We start from the raw sequence: 17244 nt of genomic DNA, 5'->3' as shown, positions 1-17244 counted from the left end.
AGGACCTCGCTCAGCCCCCGTAGAACAGCTCGTCCACCACCGACCGTGCCCTGCGCGCCGTGCGCCGGTAGGCGTCGAGCATGTCGCCGACCATTCCGTCGCCGAAGCCCAGGTAGCGCCCCACGGCGGCCAGCTCGCGACCGTCCGACGGGAAGGTGTCCCCGGCCCGGCCGCGCACCAGCATCACGGCGTTGCGCACGCGCGTGGCCAGGACCCACGCCTCGTCCAGGATCTCCGCGTCCTCGGCCGAGATCAGCTCGGCGGCACGCGCCGCCGCCAGCGCCGCGCGCGTCCGTGTCGTGCGCAGCCCCGGCTCCGCGTGCCCGTGCCGAAGCTGCAGCAGCTGCACGGTCCACTCGACGTCGGACAGGCCGCCGGGCCCGAGCTTGGTGTGCAGCTTGGGGTCGGCGCCGCGCGGCATCCGCTCGGCCTCCATCCGGGCCTTCAGGCGCCGGATCTCCCGTACGGCCTCGTCCCCGAGCCCGCGCGCCGGGTACCGCAGCGGGTCTATCAGCTCGACGAAGCGGCGGCCCAGGTCCTCGTCGCCCGCGACCGGTTCGGCCCGCAGCAGCGCCTGCGACTCCCAGCCCAGCGACCAGCGGCGGTAGTACGCCTCGTACGAGTTCAGCGTCCTGACGAGCGGGCCCGACTTGCCCTCGGGCCGCAGGTCGGCGTCGATCAGCAGCGGCGGGTCCGCGCTCGGGATCTGCAGCAGCCGCCGCATCTCGGAGACGACCTTGTTCGCCGCCTCGGATGCCTCCCGCTCCCCCACGCCCTCGCGCGGCTCGTGCACGAAGACGACGTCGGCGTCGGAGCCGTAGCCCAGTTCGTGTCCGCCGAAGCGGCCCATGCCGATGACGGCGAACCGGGTCGGCAGCTCCTCCCCCCAGCCGTCCCGCACCACCGCGCGCAGGGTGCCCGCGATCGTCGCCGCGGTCAGGTCGGACACCGCCGCGCCGACGCGGTCCACCAGCGCGCCCGGATCGGCCTCGGCGGGGTGCGTCTCGGTGCCGTAGGAGCCCACGATGTCCGCGGCGGCCGTGCGGAACAGCTCCCGCCGGCGTACGCCACGCGCCGCCGTGACCGCCTGGACCGCGCCGTCCGCGCGGCCGACCGCGGCGAGGATCTCCTGCTCCAGATGGTCCCGCCCGCGCGGCTCCAGCCCCCCGCCGTCGCCGTCGCCGAGCAGCGCCACCGCCTCCGGGGCGCGCATCAGCAGATCGGGGGCGAGCCGACCAGCGGACAACACGCGCGCGAGGTTCTCGGCGGCGGCGCCCTCGTCCCGCAGCAGCCGCAGGTACCAGGGCGTCTTGCCCAACGCGTCCGACACCTTGCGGAAGTTGAGCAGGCCCGCGTCCGGGTCGGCGGAGTCCGCGAACCAACCCAGCAGCACGGGCAGCAGGGTCCGCTGGATCGCGGCCTTGCGCGTCACGCCCGACGCCAGCGCCTCCAGGTGGCGCAGGGCGGCGGCCGGGTCGGCGTACCCGAGCGCGACCAGCCGCTCCCTCGCCGCCTCCGGGCTCAACCGCGCCTCTCCGGGCGCTAGTTGGGCGACGGCGTCGAGCAGCGGCCGGTAGAAGAGCTTCTCGTGCAGGCGGCGTACGACGGCCGTGTGCCGCCGCCATTCGCGGGTCAGCTCGGCGACGGGATCGGCGCGCAGGCCGAGGGAGCGGCCGATGCGGCGCAGGTCGGCGTCGTCCTCGGGGACGAGGTGCGTGCGCCGCAGCCGGTACAGCTGGATGCGGTGCTCCATGGACCGCAGGAACCGGTAGGCGTCGTCGAGTTGCACGGCGTCCTGCCGACCCACGTACCCGCCGGCGGCGAGCGCCTGCAGCGCGTCCAGCGTCGTCCCGCTGCGCAGCGACACGTCCGCCCGCCCGTGCACCAACTGCAGCAGCTGGACGGCGAATTCGACGTCCCGCAGGCCGCCAGGGCCGAGCTTCAGCTCGCGGTCGACCTCGGCGGCGGGGATGTTCTCGACGACCCGGCGGCGCATCTTCTGCACGTCCGCGACGAAGTTCTCGCGCTCGGCGGCCTGCCAGACGAGCGGTTCGAGGGCGGCGACGTACTCCTCGCCGAGCTCGATGTCGCCGGCCACCGGGCGGGCCTTGAGCAGCGCCTGGAACTCCCAGGTCTTGGCCCAGCGCTGGTAGTAGGCGAGGTGGCTGGAGAGGGTGCGCACCAGGGGGCCGTTGCGGCCCTCGGGGCGGAGGTTGGCGTCCACGGGCCAGATGGAGCCCTCGACGGTGGTCTCCGAGCAGACCCGCATCATGTGCGAGGCCAGCTTGGTGGCCGCCCTGAGGGCCTTGCCCTCGTCGGCGCCCTCCGCCGCCTCGCCCACGAAGATGACGTCGACGTCGGAGACGTAGTTGAGCTCGTGGCCGCCGCACTTGCCCATCGCGATCACCGCGAGCCGGCACAGCGCGGCGTCCTCGGGCGCGGCGGCGCGGGCCAGGGCGAGCGCGGCGCGCAGGGTCGCGGTGGCGAGGTCGGCGAGCTCGGCGGCGGTCTCGGCGACATGGGTGGTGCCACAGACGTCACGGGCGGCGATGGCCAGCAGGCAGCGGCGGTAGGCGACCCGCAGGGAGACCGGGTCGGTGGCCTCGGCGAGGCCCCGCTCGAACTCCTCCACGCCCGGGTGCAGGTCGCGCGGTTCGTACGTGACGAGCGCGTGCCAGTCCCGGGGGTGCCGGGCGAGGTGGTCGGCGAGCGCGACGGAGGCGCCGAGCACGCCGAGGAGGCGGTCGCGCAGCGGCTTGGCCGCTATCAGGGTGTCGAGCAGCTCGCGGCGGGCGGTGGGGTCGGGCTGCGCCTCGAGCAGTCGTACGAGACCGAGCAGCGCCTGGTCCGGGTCGGCGGTGGCACCCAGGGCCTCCAGCAGCACCGGGTCGTTGCGCACGGGCATCAGCTCGGCGCTGTCCAGCAGCCGCTCGGCGGCCGAGGCATCGGTGAAGCCGTGCCGCAGCAGCCGTGTGAAGGTACTGCTCCTGCGCCCCGGCGCCGTCATCCGCGGCCTCCCCTCGGATCAAGGTCGTACTGGCCCGAGCCTAACCGCAGGCAGTGACACGAGCGCCCGGGCGGAGACCCCGCCTTCGGCCTGTTCGTCGCCGGACCGGCCGCTGTTCGGTAGCGCCCCGACCGCTGTCCGGTGACGCCCCGGCCCGCTCTTCGGTGGCGGCCCGGACCGCTGTTCGGTGGCACCCGGGCCGCTATTCGGTGGCGCCCCGGCCGGTTTTGGGCTTCGGTGAGGAGCAGCCGTACGACGACGAGGGAGTCGTTTCCATGGACATGAGCCTTGAAGTGATCATGCTGCCGGTCTCCGACGTGGACCGGGCCAAGGAGTTCTACCGGGACAAGGTCGGATTCCACGTCGACCTGGACGGCGACGTGATGGAGGGGGTGCGGATCGTCCAGCTGACGCCGCCCGGCTCGGGGTGTTCCATCGCGCTGGTCGACGGGTTGCAGGTGCCGACCGGTATGCCGCAGCCTGGTACGTACCACGGGATGCAGCTCTGTGTGACGGACGCGAAGGCCGCGTACGAGGAGCTGACCGCACGTGGTCTCGAGGTCAGCGAGCCGCAGCGGTTCGCCGACCAGGACGGGGCCACTTTCATGTACTTCAAGGACCCGGACGGCAACGGATGGGCGATCCAGGAGTACCGGCGCCGGGCGCTCGAACCGCTGCACGAGGTGCTGGCGCGGCAGGCCGCCGAGCGGCTGTAGTTCATCCGCTCTTCATCCGTCCGGTTGGGCGCCGTGGGGTACGGGAATGTTGGCGTGTGCATGCTCTGTCCGCACCGCCAGCCCCGCCCTTCCCCCCTCCGGAGGTTGATGTGTCCGGCAGTACCGCAAGTCCTGCCCGTCCGAGGGCCCGCCGCGGCCGCGCCGCACTCGCGTCCACGTTCGCCTTCACGGCCGCGGCCGTCGGTCTGTGGACCGGTCTCGGCGGCTCCTCGTCCGCGGCCTCGGCCGTGCCGACCCCGGACCACGTGGTCGTCGTGGTCATGGAGAACCACGCCTACAGTCAGGTCATCGGCTCCTCCAGCGCGCCGTACATCAACTCGTTGAAGACCGGCGGTGCGAACCTGACCCAGTCGTACGGCATCACCCACCCGAGCCAGCCGAACTACTACGCCCTGTTCTCCGGCTCCACCCAGGGCGTCACCGACGACAGCTGCGTCACCCCGGGCTTCTCCTCGGCCGCCAACCTCGCCTCGGAGGCCATCGCGGCGGGCCGCACCTGGGCCAGCTACAACGAGTCGCTGCCCAGCCAGGGCTCGACCACGTGCAGCAGCGGCAACTACGCCCAGAAGCACGACCCGTGGTTCGGCTTCAAGAACGTGCCGACGTCCAGCGCCAAGACGTTCGCGCAGTTCCCCACGGACTACTCGACGCTGCCGCAGATCTCCTTCGTGACCCCCAACCTGTGCAGCGACATGCACGACTGCTCGGTGTCCACCGGCGACACCTGGCTGAAGAACAACCTGGGCGGCTACGCCACCTGGGCCAAGACCCACAACAGCCTGCTCGTCGTCACCTTCGACGAGGACAACCGGCTGTCGGGCAACCGCATCCCGACGGTCCTGTACGGCCAGCCGGTGACGGCGGGCTCGTCCTCGTCCACCACGTACAACCACTACGACCTGCTGCGCACCCTGGAGGACACGCAGGGGCTGTCCACGCACGCGGGCAACGCGGCCTCCGCGACGGACATCACCGGCATCTGGGCGTCCTGACGTGTACGTAGCGGACAGCCGGGCGACCCCGCCGGCGTCCGCGGAAGGCGCCGCCCGGCCTCCTCGCGCCGGGCGGCGCCGTGCCGCGGTCGCCCCCACGGTCCTCGCGCTCGGCACCGTCAGCCTGATCACCGACGTCTCGTCGGAGATGGTGACGGCGGTGCTCCCCCTGTACCTGGTGACGGGCCTCGGCCTGTCCCCGCTGGGATTCGGGCTCCTGGACGGCATCTACAACGGCTTCTCGGCGCTCGTACGCCTGGCCGGGGGCCATCTGGCCGACCGGGGCGGCGGCCGCCACAAGTGGGTGGCGGGCCTGGGCTACGGCATCTCGGCGCTCTGCAAGCCCCTGCTGCTCCTGGCCCACTCCCTCACTCCCATCGGCCTGGTCCTGGCCGCCGACCGCACCGGCAAGGGCCTGCGCACGGCCCCGCGGGACGCGCTCATCTCCCTGTCGTCGACGCCGGAGACACGCGGCCGCAGCTTCGGCGTGCACCGCGCGATGGACACGGGGGGCGCGCTGCTGGGCCCGCTGGTGGCGTTCCTGATCCTGCGAGCGACGGTGGACGGCTACGACGCGGTGTTCACGGTCAGCTTCTGTGTGGCGGCGGTGGGGGTGCTGGTGCTGGTGCTGTTCGTGCCGGGGGCGCCGGGAGTGTCGGGGGGACCGGCGGCACCGGCGGTCGGGCGGGCGGGTGACGCCAGGGACGGGGCTGCGCCACGTCCCACCCTGCGCGCCGCTCTGGGCCTCCTGCGCCGCCGCGACGTCCGCCGTGTCACGGTCTGCGCGCTGCTGCTGGGCCTGGCGACGGTGGGCGACTCCTTCGTCTATCTCCTCCTCCAGCGCCGACTCGGCGTCCCCGACCGCTGGTTCGCGCTCCTCCCCCTGGGCACGGCGGCGGCGTTCCTGCTGCTCGCGGTGCCGCTCGGGAGACTGGCGGACCGGGTGGGCCGGTGGCGGGTGTTCCTCGCCGGCCACGGCGCCCTGCTGACCGCGTACGTGCTCCTGCTCACCGCCTGGCACGGCCCCGCGCTCCCCTACGCCGTCCTCCTCCTGCACGGCGGCTTCTACGCGGCGACCGACGGCGTGCTGATGGCGGTGGCCTCGGACGGCGTACCGGAGCACCTGAGGTCATCGGGGCTGGCGGTCGTGCAGACCGGCCAGGCACTGGCCCGTTTCGCCTGCTCGCTGGGGTTCGGCGCCGCGTGGTCGCTGTGGGGCGACCGTACGGCGCTGCTGGCGTCGACGGCGACGCTGGCGCTGTGCGCGGCGGTCTCGGTCGGCTTCCTTCGACCCACCACGGCCCGGGAGGTCCCCGCATGATCCTGCGCAACCGCATCCTCGTCCTGCTGGCGGCCCTGGCCGCGCTCGCGGCGGTCGCCGTGGCCTCGGTCCTGCACGCCTCGGCGCGCGCGGATCGCCGTGACCGGGCCCAGCCGGGCGGCCCGCGGGTCACCTCGGGGACCGTCACCCTGACCACCCCCGGCCGCATGGTCTTCCGCAACATGGCGTGGGGCCCGCACCGCGACGAGCTGACGACCGTCCCGGCGACCGACCCCTCCGGCCCCCGCATCGCCTCCGGCGTCAAGTGCCTGCGCTTCTACGCCGCCTCGGGCACCGGAGTGTGCCTGCGGGCGGTGCACGGCGCGGTCTCCGACACCTACCGGGCGGTGATCCTCGACGCGCACCTGAAGGAGCGGGCGAGGTACGACGTCCCCGGCATCCCGTCCCGCGCCCGCGTCTCCCCGACGGGCCACTTCGCCGCGTGGACGGCCTTCGTGGGCGGCGACTCGTACGCCGGCACGAACTTCTCGACCCGCGCGGCGATCGTGGACGTCCGCACCGGGAAGCTGACCCCGTCCCTGGAGGCCTACCGGGTACTGAAGGACGGCCGCGCCTACCGCGCCGCGGACCTGAACTTCTGGGGCGTGACGTTCGCGCGGGACGACCGCACGTTCTACGCGACGATGGCGACGAAGGGCCGGACCTACCTGGTCCGGGGCGACCTGCGCGCCCGCACGGTCACCACGCTCCACACGAACGTCGAATGCCCGTCCCTGTCCCCCGACGGCACCCGGATCGCCTTCAAGAAGCGGGTGCGGGGCCTGCCGAAGGACGCCCCCTGGCGGCTGTACGTCCTGGACCTGCGCACCATGCGGGAAACCCCGCTGGCCGAACCCCGCAGCGTCGACGACCAGGCGGTCTGGCGCGACACCCACACCCTGGTCTACGCCCTCCCCGGCGACTACGGAGCAGACCTGTACACGATCCCCGCGGACGGCAAGGGAAAGCCGCGGCGCATCAGCACCGCGGCGGTGTCCCCGGTGTTCGTGGGCTAGTTCTGTCCGGCCGTCAGAAATCCGCGTGCGGAAATACGGTGAACTTGCCCAGCCGCGCACGCGGAAACGGCCGCACCAGCGGAAGAACATTCCGTGCGGCGCTCTCGGCGATTCCCGCAGCGAGCATTCGCCGATATGCCTCCAGCGCCTGGCGGTACCCCCGCACCAAAGCCTCCTGGGCCGACCTGTCCATCTGCGGCAGCAGATAGCAGCGGTCCGCGCTGAACTCCACAAAAGAAAGCCCCTCGCGAGACACGAAGTCGTCCGCCATCAGCGCCTTGAATTTCAGCTCGAAACCCGCTCGCCCCGCCGGGGTCATCCACGAGGCGTCGATCGACTGAATCTGATTGTCGTCGATCATGATGCCGTCGGCGCCGGTGACCGCGTCGAGGATCGGCTTCATGACGTTGTCGAGGTCGGCCACGAGATGGGTCCGGTAGCGGCGGGACTCCTCGAGGAGCCACACCAGGGACACTTCGACGTCGTGCGTGAACACACCTGTTGTGGCCTTCTGAACAGCCGAACCGAGCGCAGCCTTGAAACCGGCCTTCCGAGCGGGGTCGGCCTGAAGCGATATGGGGTCCACCGCGCTACGGATCTCGACCCGACCGTAATCGCGAAACTCCTCCACCACGAAGTCACGTTCGGTCACCACAGAACTGGACATGGGGGGCATGCTCTCAACGCGCGCCGATCACCACAAGCGAGTGGGGGCTTCCGGTCCACGACCGTCAGCCCCACTCGACGAACCGATCCGCGCTTACAGCACCGGCAGATTCTTCCGCAGCTCGAACGCCGTCACCTCGGAGCGGTACTCCTCCCACTCCTGCTTCTTGTTGCGCAGGAAGAAGTCGAAGACGTGCTCGCCCAGCGTTTCGGCGACCAGGTCGCTGCGTTCCATCAGGGTCAGGGCCTCGCCCAGGTTCTGCGGGAGCGGTTCGATGCCCATCGCGCGGCGCTCGGCGTCGGAGAGGGCCCACACGTCGTCCTCGGCGCCCGGCGGGAGTTCGTAGCCCTCCTCGATGCCCTTGAGGCCGGCGGCCAGCAGCACCGCGTAGGACAGGTACGGGTTGGCGCCGGAGTCCAGGGAGCGGACCTCCACGCGCGCGGAGCCGGTCTTGCCCGGCTTGTACATGGGCACGCGGACCAGGGCGCTGCGGTTGTTGTGGCCCCAGCAGATGTAGGAGGGGGCCTCGCCGCCGGCGCCGGCGGTGCGCTCGGAACCGCCCCAGATGCGCTTGTAGGAGTTGACCCACTGGTTGGTGACCGCCGAGATCTCCGCCGCGTGGCGCAGCAGGCCCGCGATGAAGGAGCGGCCGACCTTGGAGAGCTGGTACTCCGAGCCGGACTCGTAGAAGGCGTTGCGGTCGCCCTCGAAGAGGGAGAGGTGGGTGTGCATACCGCTGCCCGGGTGCTCCGAGAACGGCTTCGGCATGAACGTCGCCTGGACGCCCTGCTCCAGCGCCACCTGCTTCATGACCAGGCGGAAGGTCATGATGTTGTCGGCCGTCGAGAGGGCGTCGGCGTAGCGGAGGTCGATCTCCTGCTGGCCGGGGGCGCCCTCGTGGTGGGAGAACTCGACCGAGATGCCCATCGACTCCAGCATGGTGATCGCCTGGCGGCGGAAGTCCATGCCGATGTTCTGCGGGGTGTGGTCGAAGTAGCCGGAGTTGTCGGCGGGGGTGGGGCGGGTGCCGTCGAGGGGGCGGTCCTTCAGCAGGAAGAACTCGATCTCGGGGTGGGTGTAGAAGGTGAAGCCCAGGTCGGAGCCGCGCGTGAGGGCACGCTTGAGGACGTAGCGCGGGTCGGCGAAGGACGGGGAGCCGTCCGGCATGAGGATGTCGCAGAACATGCGGGCGGTGCCGGGGGCCTCGGCGCGCCAGGGCAGGATCTGGAAGGTGGACGGGTCCGGCTTGGCGATCATGTCGGACTCGTACACGCGGGCGAAGCCCTCGATGGCGGAGCCGTCGAATCCGATGCCCTCGTCGAAGGCCTGTTCCAGCTCGGCCGGGGCCACGGCCACGGACTTGAGGAAGCCCAGCACGTCCGTGAACCACAGGCGTACGAACCGGATGTCGCGCTCCTCCAAGGTCCGGAGCACGAACTCCTGCTGCTTGTCCATCTTCCGCTTCCCCATCCTTGCTGGTCAGGCCGCCTGTCTCCCTGTCCCACAGGAGGCGGTCGGGCACCTGAGCATCACACCACAACAGCATTTCATGCGCGTTGCCGACCTTGATCGTCGAGACGGCCTCGGTCTGAACGCCTCACATACGGCGGGTGTACGGCTCCGCAGCCCATCTTGCCTGCTCGGACTGACATCCGTAACGCCCGGACCCCCTCCATCCGTGGGCGACGCCACTCCCCGATAATTTGCATCTCAAATGCAAGTTTAACTACGGTTCCGAGCAGCCGAGTTCGCAGGACCGGGCTCGGACGACCATGAGGAGCCCCCGATGCTGTCCGAGCAAGCCGCCGCCACCGTCCGCGCCACACTCCCCGCCGTCGGCGCGCACCTCGACGAGGTCACCGAGCGCTTCTACGCCGGCCTGTTCACCGCCCGCCCCGAGCTGCTGCGCGACCTGTTCAACCGCGGCAACCAGGCGGCGGGCACGCAGCGCCAGGCGCTCGCCGGTTCGATCGCGGCCTTCGCGACGCACCTCCTGGAGCACCCGGAGTCGCGTCCGGACGCGATGCTGGCCCGCATCGCCCACAAGCACGCCTCCCTGGGCGTCACGCCCGAGCAGTACGCGCTCGTCCACGAGCACCTCTTCGCCGCCATCGCCGGCGTCCTCGGCGAGGCCGTGACTCCCGAGGTCGCGGCCGCCTGGGACGAGGTCTACTGGCTGATGGCGAACGCCCTCGTCGCGATCGAGAAGCGCCTGTACGAGGAGTCCGGCGAGCCGGGCTGGCGGAGCTGGGAGGTCGTCGAGCGCGTCGCCGAGACCGCGGACGTCGTCACCTTCCGGCTGCGCCCGGCCGACGGCGGGCCGGTCGACGACTTCCGCGCCGGCCAGTACGTCTCCGTACGCGCCGAGCTCCCGGACGGCGCCCGCCAGATACGCCAGTACAGCCTGTCCGGAGCGCCCGGCTCGGCCCTCCGGCAGATCAGCGTCAAGCGGGTCCGGGACGCCGGGGACGCGCCCGACGGCGAGGTGTCGAACCACCTGCACGCGCGCGTGCGCGAGGGCGACGTCCTGGAGCTGTCCGCCCCGTACGGCGACCTCGTCCTCGAGGACGCCGCCGACACGCCCCTGCTGCTCGCCTCCGCCGGCATCGGAGTGACGCCGATGGTCGCCATGCTGGCGCGCCTCGCGGAGACCGGCCACCGCGCCCCGGTCACGGTCGTCCACGGCGACCGCTCCCCCGCCGACCACGCCCTGCGCGCCGACCACGAGGCCTACGCAGGGAAGCTCCCCGACGCGGCCGTGCACTTCTGGTACGAGCGGGACGCGACGGAGGGCACCCGCGCCGGCCTGGTCGACCTCGACGCCGTCGACGTACCGGCGGGCACGCGCGCGTACCTGTGCGGACCGCTGCCCTTCATGCGAGCGGTGCGCGCCGGTCTGCTCCAGAAGGGCGTCGCCGCGTCCGACATCCACTACGAGGTCTTCGGCCCCGACCTGTGGCTGAGCCGGGCCTGACCCCAGGTCCCGCACCCGGCCCCGATCCCGACCGCGGGCGACGGGCCGGGAGCGACCACGCCCCGGAAGCAGCCACAGCACGGAAGAGCCCACAGCCCGGGAGCAGCCACGACCCGGGAGCGGCGACCGCCCGCCGCCCCGGGCCCCCACCAGGACGCCCGACCCGAGCGCTCATCCGCTCGTGCCGCCGGACGCCCGGAACCCCCACCCCCGTTCAGGACGCCTGCGCCCCCGGCCCCACGCCGAACCCGAAAGCCCCGCCCCCCTTCAGATCCCCCGCTTCAGACCCCCCGCGAAATCCCGAGCAGCAGCGGCCCCGTCGGTTCCGCGACCATGTCCGTCACGGTGAGTGGGTCCAGGGTGGCGAAGAAGGCCTCCTGGGCCCGTCGCAGGGCGCCGCGCAGGCGGCAGGCGGAGTTCAGGGGGCAGGGGGTCGAGCCCTCGCAGTCGACCACGTCGCCGTCGCCCTCGAAGGCGCGGACGACGGCGCCCACGGACGCCGTACGGCCCTGCTCGGTGAGGGAGAGTCCGCCGCCCCGGCCGCGGCGGGCGTCGACCAGCCCCATGTGCTGCAGTTCGGCGACGACCTTCGCCGCGTGGGTGTAGGGCACGTCCACGCCGGCGGCGACCTCGCGGGTCGTGGGGCTGGAGTCGCCCGCGACGGCGAGCCTCATCAGGACGCGCAGGGCGAGATCGGTGGAGCGCAGCAGCCGCATGAGGCCAGCGTAGATAATACGCATCTCCGGTTCAAATTATCGGTTCGCCTCGGTTGGCCGTGACCCGTCTACGAGATCACCCCCGGGCCCCACTACGATCAGGCACCCGACCGTCCCTTTCCCCAGAAGGACACCGCGATGGCTTCCGGCAACAAGAGCAGCGGCGCGGCACGCAGAGCGCGCATAGAGGAGATGCGGCGCGCCGAGCAGGCCCGCGAGCGGCGCAACCGGATCCTGACCATCTGCGCGAGCGTGGTCGTGGTCGCCGGTCTGGTCGTCGGCGGTGTCTTCGTCGTGAAGTCGCAGAACGGTGGCGACGGCAAGGAGGACACCGCGAGCGACGCCAAGGGCGGCAACTCCGGGGACTCGGGCCACTTCGTCACCGGCAAGGACGGCGTGCGGGCCTGGACGGGCAAGCTGTCGCGCACGCATGTCACCGGGACGGTGAACTACCCGATGCACCCGCCGGTCGGCGGCAACCACAACCAGGTGTGGCTCAACTGCAACGGCGACGTCTACACCAAGGCCGTGCACGACGAGAACGCCGTGCACGCGCTGGAGCACGGTGCGGTGTGGGTGACGTACACGAGCAAGGCGAAGAAGGCGGACGTGGACACGCTCGCCGCGAAGGTGAAGCAGACGCCGTACACGCTGATGAGCCCGTACGAGAAGCAGACCTCGCCGATCGAGCTGTCGGCCTGGGGGCACCAGCTCGGTGTGACGAGCGCGAGCGACCCGAAGGTCGCCAAGTTCTTCGAGACGTACGTGCAGGGCAAGCAGACTCCCGAGCCGGGTGCCTCGTGCACCGGCGGGACGATGTGACGTGAAGCGGCACATCGGCTGGATCGCGGGGGCCGCCGCCGCGGTGCTCGTCGCGGCCGGCGCGGTCACCTACGCGGTCGCCGAGGACGACGGTACCGGCCCGAGCACGCCGTCCGCCGACTCCGCGGACGCCGGGTTCGCGCGGGACATGGCGGTGCACCACCAGCAGGCCGTCGAGATGTCGTACATCGTGCGGGACCGCACGAAGAACGAGGAAGTGCGGCGGCTCGCCTACGACATCGCCCAGACGCAGGCCAACCAGCGCGGCATGCTGCTGGGCTGGCTGGACCTGTGGGGGCTGCCGAAGGTGTCCGCGGATCCGCCGATGACCTGGATGGGCATGGGTGACATGGCGTCCGGCAAGGACGGCGCGCTGATGCCCGGAATGGCCACCAACACCGAGCTGAAGAAGCTGCAGACGCTCAGCGGCAAGCAGGCCGAGGTGCTGTACCTGCAGCTCATGACGGACCATCACAAGGGCGGTATCCACATGGCCGAGGGCTGTGTCGCCAAGTGCGCGGTCGGGGTGGAGAAGCGGCTCGCGCAGGGCATGGTGGACGCTCAGCAGTCGGAGATCCAGTTGATGGCGGACATGCTCAAGGAGCGGGGCGCGAAAGCGCGTTCCTAGCAGTCCGGACCCCACCACCGCAGGGACGAAAGCCCCAATTCGCCCTTCCTGACCGTTCCTTGGGGTTCTCTTGGCCTGCGATTTCCCCTGGCATGAACGGTTCATCGAAAGAGTGGCCCCCATCGCTTGATCCACACCCCGCGCCTCCGCCGCGGAGCGGGATGTCTACGCGGATCAACGCGACGAGACGACCACACATGCGAAGAACCGCATCGCAGGGGGTTCCATGAGATCCAACCGCGCCAGACTGCGCGCCACGAGCATGGCGGCAACTCTGCCCATGCTCGCCGGTGCGTTGGCGCTCGGCATACCCGCGGCGCACGCCGCGGACAACCCGGCCAGGGACGCGCTCGCGGGCACCAAGCCCGCGTGGGCGACGGCCAAGGCGGACAAGGGCGATGCCTCCAACGGCGCCCAGGTCTCCCTCCGGGTCTATTTGGCCGGCAAGGACGCGGCGGGCCTCTCGGCCTACGCAAGGGCCGTGTCCGACCCGAGCTCGCCGCTCTACGGCAAGTACCTCAGCTCCAAGAAGGCGCAGACCCGCTTCGGCGCGACCAAGGCCCAGGTGGCCGCGGTCAAGTCGTGGCTGACGTCGAACGGCCTGAAGGTCACCGGCGTCACGCACCACTACGTCTCCGTCTCCGGTGACGTGGCCGCCGCCGAGAAGGCGTTCGGCACCCAGCTGCACAACTTCACCAAGGGCTCGAAGACCTACCGCGCGCCGTCGAAGACGGCCTCGGTGCCGGACAGCCTCAAGGGCGCCGTCCTGACCGTCACCGGCCTGGACAACGCCCCGCACATGTCGCGCCACGACGACCAGCTGCCGCCGCCGGAGACCGTGTTCCGCAACTCCGGGCCGTTCTCGTCGTACTACGGCTCGAACATCGCGAGCACGCTGCCGGACGCGTACGGTTCGAAGATCCCGTACGCCATCAAGGGTTACACCGGCAAGCAGCTTCGTGCCGCCTACGGCGCGGGCAGCTACACCGGCAAGGGTGTCCGCGTCGCCATCACGGACGCCTACGCCTCGCCGACCATCGCCCTCGACGCGCAGACGTACGCGACGAAGCACGGCGACGCCAAGTGGACGACGGGTCAGCTGCACCAGGTGCTGCCCACGAAGTACACGAACACCAAGGACTGCTCCGCCGCCGGCTGGTACGGCGAGGAGACGCTGGACGTCGAGGCCGTGCACGCGGTCGCGCCGGCCGCGGACGTCACCTACGTGGGCTCGGCCTCGTGCATGGACGCCGACCTGCTGGACTCGCTGAGCAAGGTGGTCGACAACCACCTCGCCGACATCGTCTCCAACTCGTGGGGCGACATCGAGGCCAACCAGACGCCGGACCTCGCGGCCGCCTACGACCAGGTGTTCCAGTTCGGCGCGGTCGAGGGCATCGGCTTCTACTTCTCCTCCGGTGACAACGGCGACGAGGTCGCCAACACCGGTACGAAGCAGGTCGACACCCCGGCCAACTCGGCCTGGGTGACGGCGGTCGGCGGTACCTCCCTCGCGGTGGGCAAGAGCAACAACTACCAGTGGGAAACCGGCTGGGGCACCGAGAAGGCCGTGCTGTCGGCCGACGGCAAGAGCTGGACCAACTTCCCCGGCGCCTTCACCTCGGGCGCGGGCGGCGGCACCAGCAAGACGGTCGCCGAGCCGTACTACCAGAAGGGCGTCGTCCCGGACGCGCTCGCCACGGCCAACAACGCCGAGGGCAACCGCGTGGTCCCGGACATCGCGGCCATCGCAGACCCGAACACCGGCTTCCTGGTCGGCCAGACCCAGACCATGCCGGACGGGAAGACCCAGGCCTACGACGAGTACCGCATCGGCGGCACCTCGCTGGCGGCCCCGGTCATCGCGGCCGTCCAGGCCCTGGCCCAGGAGGCCCGCGGCGGCAAGGCCATCGGCTTCGCCAACCCGGAGATCTACGCCCGTTACGGCAAGGGCGTGTACCACGACGTGACCGACAACCCGACGGGCTCCGGCCTGGCGGAGGCCCGCGTGGACTTCGCCAACGGCTACGACGCCACCGGCGGCCTGGTCACCTCGGTCCGCAGCCTCGGCAAGGACAGCTCGCTGTCCGCGGTCAAGGGTTACGACGACGTCACCGGCGTGGGCTCGCCCGCGAACGGCTACGTGGAGTCGTACAAGCGCCACTGACGTCCCCGCGACACCATTGGCACGCGCGCGCCCGTTCCCTCCGGGGAGCGGGCGTTCGCATACCCGGCGGGGGTAGGGTGCGAACATGACCGGATCGAGGAGCGGGGCGCACGGGCGGCTGTTGCTGCTCGCCGTGCTGCTTCTCGGCATCGTGACCATGCACACCCTGGGGCATCCCTCGGAGCAGGGCTCGGGATCCCCGTCACCCGTCGGGACGCACGCCGGTCACCGGACGGCGGCACCGCCGTCACCCGTCCCGGCGCACGTGTCGGTGACCGGTTCCGACTCCGCTGCCATGAGCGGCATGGACCCCGGGTCCGTGTGCCTGGCCGTCCTCGGCGCCTTCACGCTCGTCCTGCTGCTCGCGGCGGCGTTCGGCAGCACCCTGCCCGCGCCGCTCTCCCCGCCCCGGCCCGCCCGTCTGCTGCGGGCCCTGTGGCCGAACCCACCTCCCGCCGGACCGTCGTTCAACGGTCTGGCGGTGCTGCGCATATAGGCCTCGCACCGGCCGCTTCGGCCTGCCCTCATGGAGGGGCCCCCCGAAGCGGCAGACGCGTCCGGCCCATCTTCAGCACCCTTCAGACGAGGTGTCAGCACATCATGCGTACTCCCACACGCCGTTCCGTTCTCGGCGCGTCCGTCGCCCTCGCCGGGACGGGAGTCCTGGCCGCCTGCTCCGACTCGGTCGCGAGCACCACCAGCCGGGGCGGCTCCACCGTCAACGCCCCCAAGGGCTATGTCGTCCCGGACGGCGAGGAGGTGGCCGCCGCCGAGAAGAAGCGCGCCGCGAGCGGCGGCACCGTCCGCGACGTCCGCCTCACCGCCGTCGAGAGCCGGCTGGACCTCGGCGAGCGCACGGTCAGGTCCTGGTCCTACGGCGGTGACCTGCCCGGCAACGAGATCCGTGTCACCGCGGGCGACACCCTCGCCGTGACCCTGGCCAACCACCTCCCGGACAGCACCTCCATGCACTGGCACGGCATCGCCCTGCGCAACGACATGGACGGCGTTCCCGGCCTGACCCAGCGCCCGATCGACTCGGGCGCGGAGTTCGACTACCGCTTCACCGTGCCGCATCCGGGCACGTACTGGTTCCACCCGCACACCGGGGTCCAGCTGGACCGGGGGCTGTACGCCCCGCTGATCGTGGACGACCCCAGGGAGCCCCTGTCGTACGACAAGGAGTGGGTCGTGCTGCTGGACGACTGGGTCGACGGGGTGGACGGCTCCACCCCGGACGCCGTGCTCGACGAACTGCGCGGGGGCATGGGCGGCATGGACATGGGCGGCTCCATGTCCGACATGTCGATGCGGACGGAGAGCGCGGCGTCGTCTGACTCCGGCCCCTCCAGGAGGCTGACGGGCGCCCACAGCGACCTGCTGGGCGGCGACCCCGGCGACGTGGCGTATCCGTACTACCTCGTCAACGGGCGTACGGCGAACGCGCCTTCGGTCTTCCGGGCCCGTCCCGGGGACCGCATCCGCATCCGGTTCATCAACGCCGGCGGGGACACCGCCTTCCGCGTCGCCCTCGGCGGCCACGAGCTGACGGTGACGCACACCGACGGCTACCCGGTGCGGCACGCGAAGGGGGACGCGCTGCTGATCGGCATGGGCGAGCGGTACGACGTGGTGGTGACGGCCGGCGACGGCGCCTTCCCGCTGACCGCGCTGGCCGAGGGCAAGGACGCGTCCACGATGGCCGTCCTGCGCACCGGCGGCGGCGCGGCGCCCACCGCCGAGGCCCGCCCGCAGGAGCTCGACGGAAGGCTCCTGGCCGCGCACAAGCTCCAGGTGGACGAGTCGGTGGCGCTGCGGCGGAAGTCGCCGGACCGGACGATCAGGCTGCAGCTGACCGGCACGATGATGCACTACGACTGGGCCTTCGACGGCAAGCCCTACGACGCCTCGCAGCGCCACCCCGTGCGCGAGGGGGAACGGGTCCGGCTGGAGTTCCACAACCGGACCGCCATGTGGCACCCGATCCATCTGCACGGCCACACCTTCGCCCTGGCCACGGCAGAGGACGGGGTACGCAAGGACACGGCGCTCGTGCTGCCCAAGGGCACGCTCACGGTCGACTTCGACGCCGACAACCCGGGCCTGTGGATGCTGCACTGCCACAACGTCTACCACGCGGAGTCGGGAATGATGACGGTGGTGGGGTACCAGAGCTGAGGACGCGGGGCGCCCGGCG

At 71.5% G+C, this 17244-nt stretch carries 14 protein-coding genes; 10 read left to right on the top strand and 4 right to left on the bottom strand.

The window, feature by feature from the left end:
- Positions 1-10 precede the first annotated feature (10 nt).
- The gene (locus ACIGDI_RS04265) at positions 11-3007 is read right to left on the bottom strand and encodes a bifunctional [glutamine synthetase] adenylyltransferase/[glutamine synthetase]-adenylyl-L-tyrosine phosphorylase (RefSeq protein WP_399890219.1); all 2997 of its coding nucleotides are present in this window, start codon (positions 3005-3007) and stop codon (positions 11-13) included.
- Positions 3008-3282: 275 nt separating this feature from the next.
- On the opposite strand from ACIGDI_RS04265, the gene ACIGDI_RS04260 reads away from it, so the two are divergent.
- The 4 genes from ACIGDI_RS04260 to ACIGDI_RS04245 all read left to right on the top strand — a co-directional run bounded on the left by ACIGDI_RS04260 (position 3283) and on the right by ACIGDI_RS04245 (position 7073).
- Positions 3283-3723, top strand: a complete 441-nt coding sequence (locus tag ACIGDI_RS04260) for a VOC family protein (RefSeq protein ID WP_200704130.1) — start codon at positions 3283-3285, stop codon at positions 3721-3723.
- Between the two features lie 110 nt (positions 3724-3833).
- Positions 3834-4736, top strand: coding sequence for an alkaline phosphatase family protein (locus ACIGDI_RS04255; RefSeq protein ID WP_390626181.1), 903 nt, complete (start codon positions 3834-3836; stop codon positions 4734-4736).
- Between the two features lies 1 nt (position 4737).
- Positions 4738-6057, top strand: a complete 1320-nt coding sequence (locus ACIGDI_RS04250; RefSeq protein ID WP_399890216.1) for an MFS transporter — start codon at positions 4738-4740, stop codon at positions 6055-6057.
- Entirely contained in the window at positions 6054-7073 is a 1020-nt protein-coding gene (locus ACIGDI_RS04245) for a TolB family protein (protein WP_399890213.1), read from the top strand. Before ACIGDI_RS04250 ends, ACIGDI_RS04245 begins: the two co-directional genes overlap by 4 nt.
- 13 nt (positions 7074-7086) lie before the next feature.
- Here the strand turns inward: ACIGDI_RS04245 and ACIGDI_RS04240 are convergent, their stop codons facing one another.
- On the bottom strand, positions 7087-7740 hold the full coding sequence (locus ACIGDI_RS04240; protein ID WP_399890210.1) for a RusA family crossover junction endodeoxyribonuclease: 654 nt from the start codon (positions 7738-7740) through the stop codon (positions 7087-7089).
- 93 nt (positions 7741-7833) lie between these two features.
- Positions 7834-9195, bottom strand: a complete 1362-nt coding sequence (locus tag ACIGDI_RS04235) for a glutamine synthetase family protein (RefSeq protein WP_208780024.1) — start codon at positions 9193-9195, stop codon at positions 7834-7836.
- Positions 9196-9526: 331 nt separating this feature from the next.
- On the opposite strand from ACIGDI_RS04235, the gene ACIGDI_RS04230 reads away from it, so the two are divergent.
- The gene (locus ACIGDI_RS04230; protein WP_399890206.1) at positions 9527-10714 is read left to right on the top strand and encodes a globin domain-containing protein; all 1188 of its coding nucleotides are present in this window, start codon (positions 9527-9529) and stop codon (positions 10712-10714) included.
- Positions 10715-10995: 281 nt separating this feature from the next.
- Here the strand turns inward: ACIGDI_RS04230 and ACIGDI_RS04225 are convergent, their stop codons facing one another.
- Entirely contained in the window at positions 10996-11430 is a 435-nt protein-coding gene (locus tag ACIGDI_RS04225) for an RrF2 family transcriptional regulator (protein WP_399890203.1), read from the bottom strand.
- 138 nt (positions 11431-11568) lie between these two features.
- Between ACIGDI_RS04225 and ACIGDI_RS04220 the strand changes: the two genes are divergently transcribed.
- The 5 genes from ACIGDI_RS04220 (at position 11569) to ACIGDI_RS04200 (ending at position 17225) form a co-directional block, all read left to right on the top strand.
- On the top strand, positions 11569-12252 hold the full coding sequence (locus ACIGDI_RS04220; protein ID WP_399890200.1) for a DUF3105 domain-containing protein: 684 nt from the start codon (positions 11569-11571) through the stop codon (positions 12250-12252).
- Position 12253: 1 nt separating this feature from the next.
- Positions 12254-12880: a DUF305 domain-containing protein gene (locus tag ACIGDI_RS04215; RefSeq protein WP_399890197.1), complete on the top strand. Its 627-nt coding sequence runs from the start codon at positions 12254-12256 to the stop codon at positions 12878-12880.
- A 226-nt stretch (positions 12881-13106) separates the two neighbouring features.
- A complete protein-coding gene (locus tag ACIGDI_RS04210) occupies positions 13107-15047 on the top strand; it encodes a protease pro-enzyme activation domain-containing protein (protein ID WP_399890194.1) in 1941 nt (646 codons plus the stop codon).
- Positions 15048-15132: 85 nt separating this feature from the next.
- Positions 15133-15543 carry a hypothetical protein gene (locus ACIGDI_RS04205; RefSeq protein ID WP_399890190.1) on the top strand — a complete coding sequence of 137 codons (411 nt, stop codon included), beginning with the start codon at positions 15133-15135 and terminating at the stop codon, positions 15541-15543.
- A 104-nt stretch (positions 15544-15647) separates the two neighbouring features.
- Positions 15648-17225: a multicopper oxidase family protein gene (locus ACIGDI_RS04200; protein WP_399890188.1), complete on the top strand. Its 1578-nt coding sequence runs from the start codon at positions 15648-15650 to the stop codon at positions 17223-17225.
- Positions 17226-17244 lie beyond the last annotated feature (19 nt).

This window comes from Streptomyces sp. NPDC085900, assembly GCF_044540925.1.
GTDB classification, from domain to species: Bacteria; Actinomycetota; Actinomycetes; order Streptomycetales; family Streptomycetaceae; genus Streptomyces; species Streptomyces gilvifuscus.
Note: the sequence above shows the minus strand (reverse complement) of the source record. Positions and strands in the feature narration are given on the sequence as shown.

What these genes read in the sequence shown, in the direction of transcription:
- ACIGDI_RS04210 (WP_399890194.1), top strand. Translation starts at nt 13,107, where the DNA reads ATGAGATCCAACCGCGCCAGACTGCGCGCCACGAGCATGGCGGCAACT.
- ACIGDI_RS04205 (WP_399890190.1), top strand. Translation starts at nt 15,133, where the DNA reads ATGACCGGATCGAGGAGCGGGGCGCACGGGCGGCTGTTGCTGCTCGCC.
- ACIGDI_RS04265 (WP_399890219.1), bottom strand. Translation starts at nt 3,007, where the DNA reads ATGACGGCGCCGGGGCGCAGGAGCAGTACCTTCACACGGCTGCTGCGG.
- ACIGDI_RS04240 (WP_399890210.1), bottom strand. Translation starts at nt 7,740, where the DNA reads ATGTCCAGTTCTGTGGTGACCGAACGTGACTTCGTGGTGGAGGAGTTT.
- ACIGDI_RS04200 (WP_399890188.1), top strand. Translation starts at nt 15,648, where the DNA reads ATGCGTACTCCCACACGCCGTTCCGTTCTCGGCGCGTCCGTCGCCCTC.
- ACIGDI_RS04260 (WP_200704130.1), top strand. Translation starts at nt 3,283, where the DNA reads ATGGACATGAGCCTTGAAGTGATCATGCTGCCGGTCTCCGACGTGGAC.
- ACIGDI_RS04230 (WP_399890206.1), top strand. Translation starts at nt 9,527, where the DNA reads ATGCTGTCCGAGCAAGCCGCCGCCACCGTCCGCGCCACACTCCCCGCC.
- ACIGDI_RS04245 (WP_399890213.1), top strand. Translation starts at nt 6,054, where the DNA reads ATGATCCTGCGCAACCGCATCCTCGTCCTGCTGGCGGCCCTGGCCGCG.
- ACIGDI_RS04225 (WP_399890203.1), bottom strand. Translation starts at nt 11,430, where the DNA reads ATGCGGCTGCTGCGCTCCACCGATCTCGCCCTGCGCGTCCTGATGAGG.
- ACIGDI_RS04235 (WP_208780024.1), bottom strand. Translation starts at nt 9,195, where the DNA reads ATGGACAAGCAGCAGGAGTTCGTGCTCCGGACCTTGGAGGAGCGCGAC.
- ACIGDI_RS04220 (WP_399890200.1), top strand. Translation starts at nt 11,569, where the DNA reads ATGGCTTCCGGCAACAAGAGCAGCGGCGCGGCACGCAGAGCGCGCATA.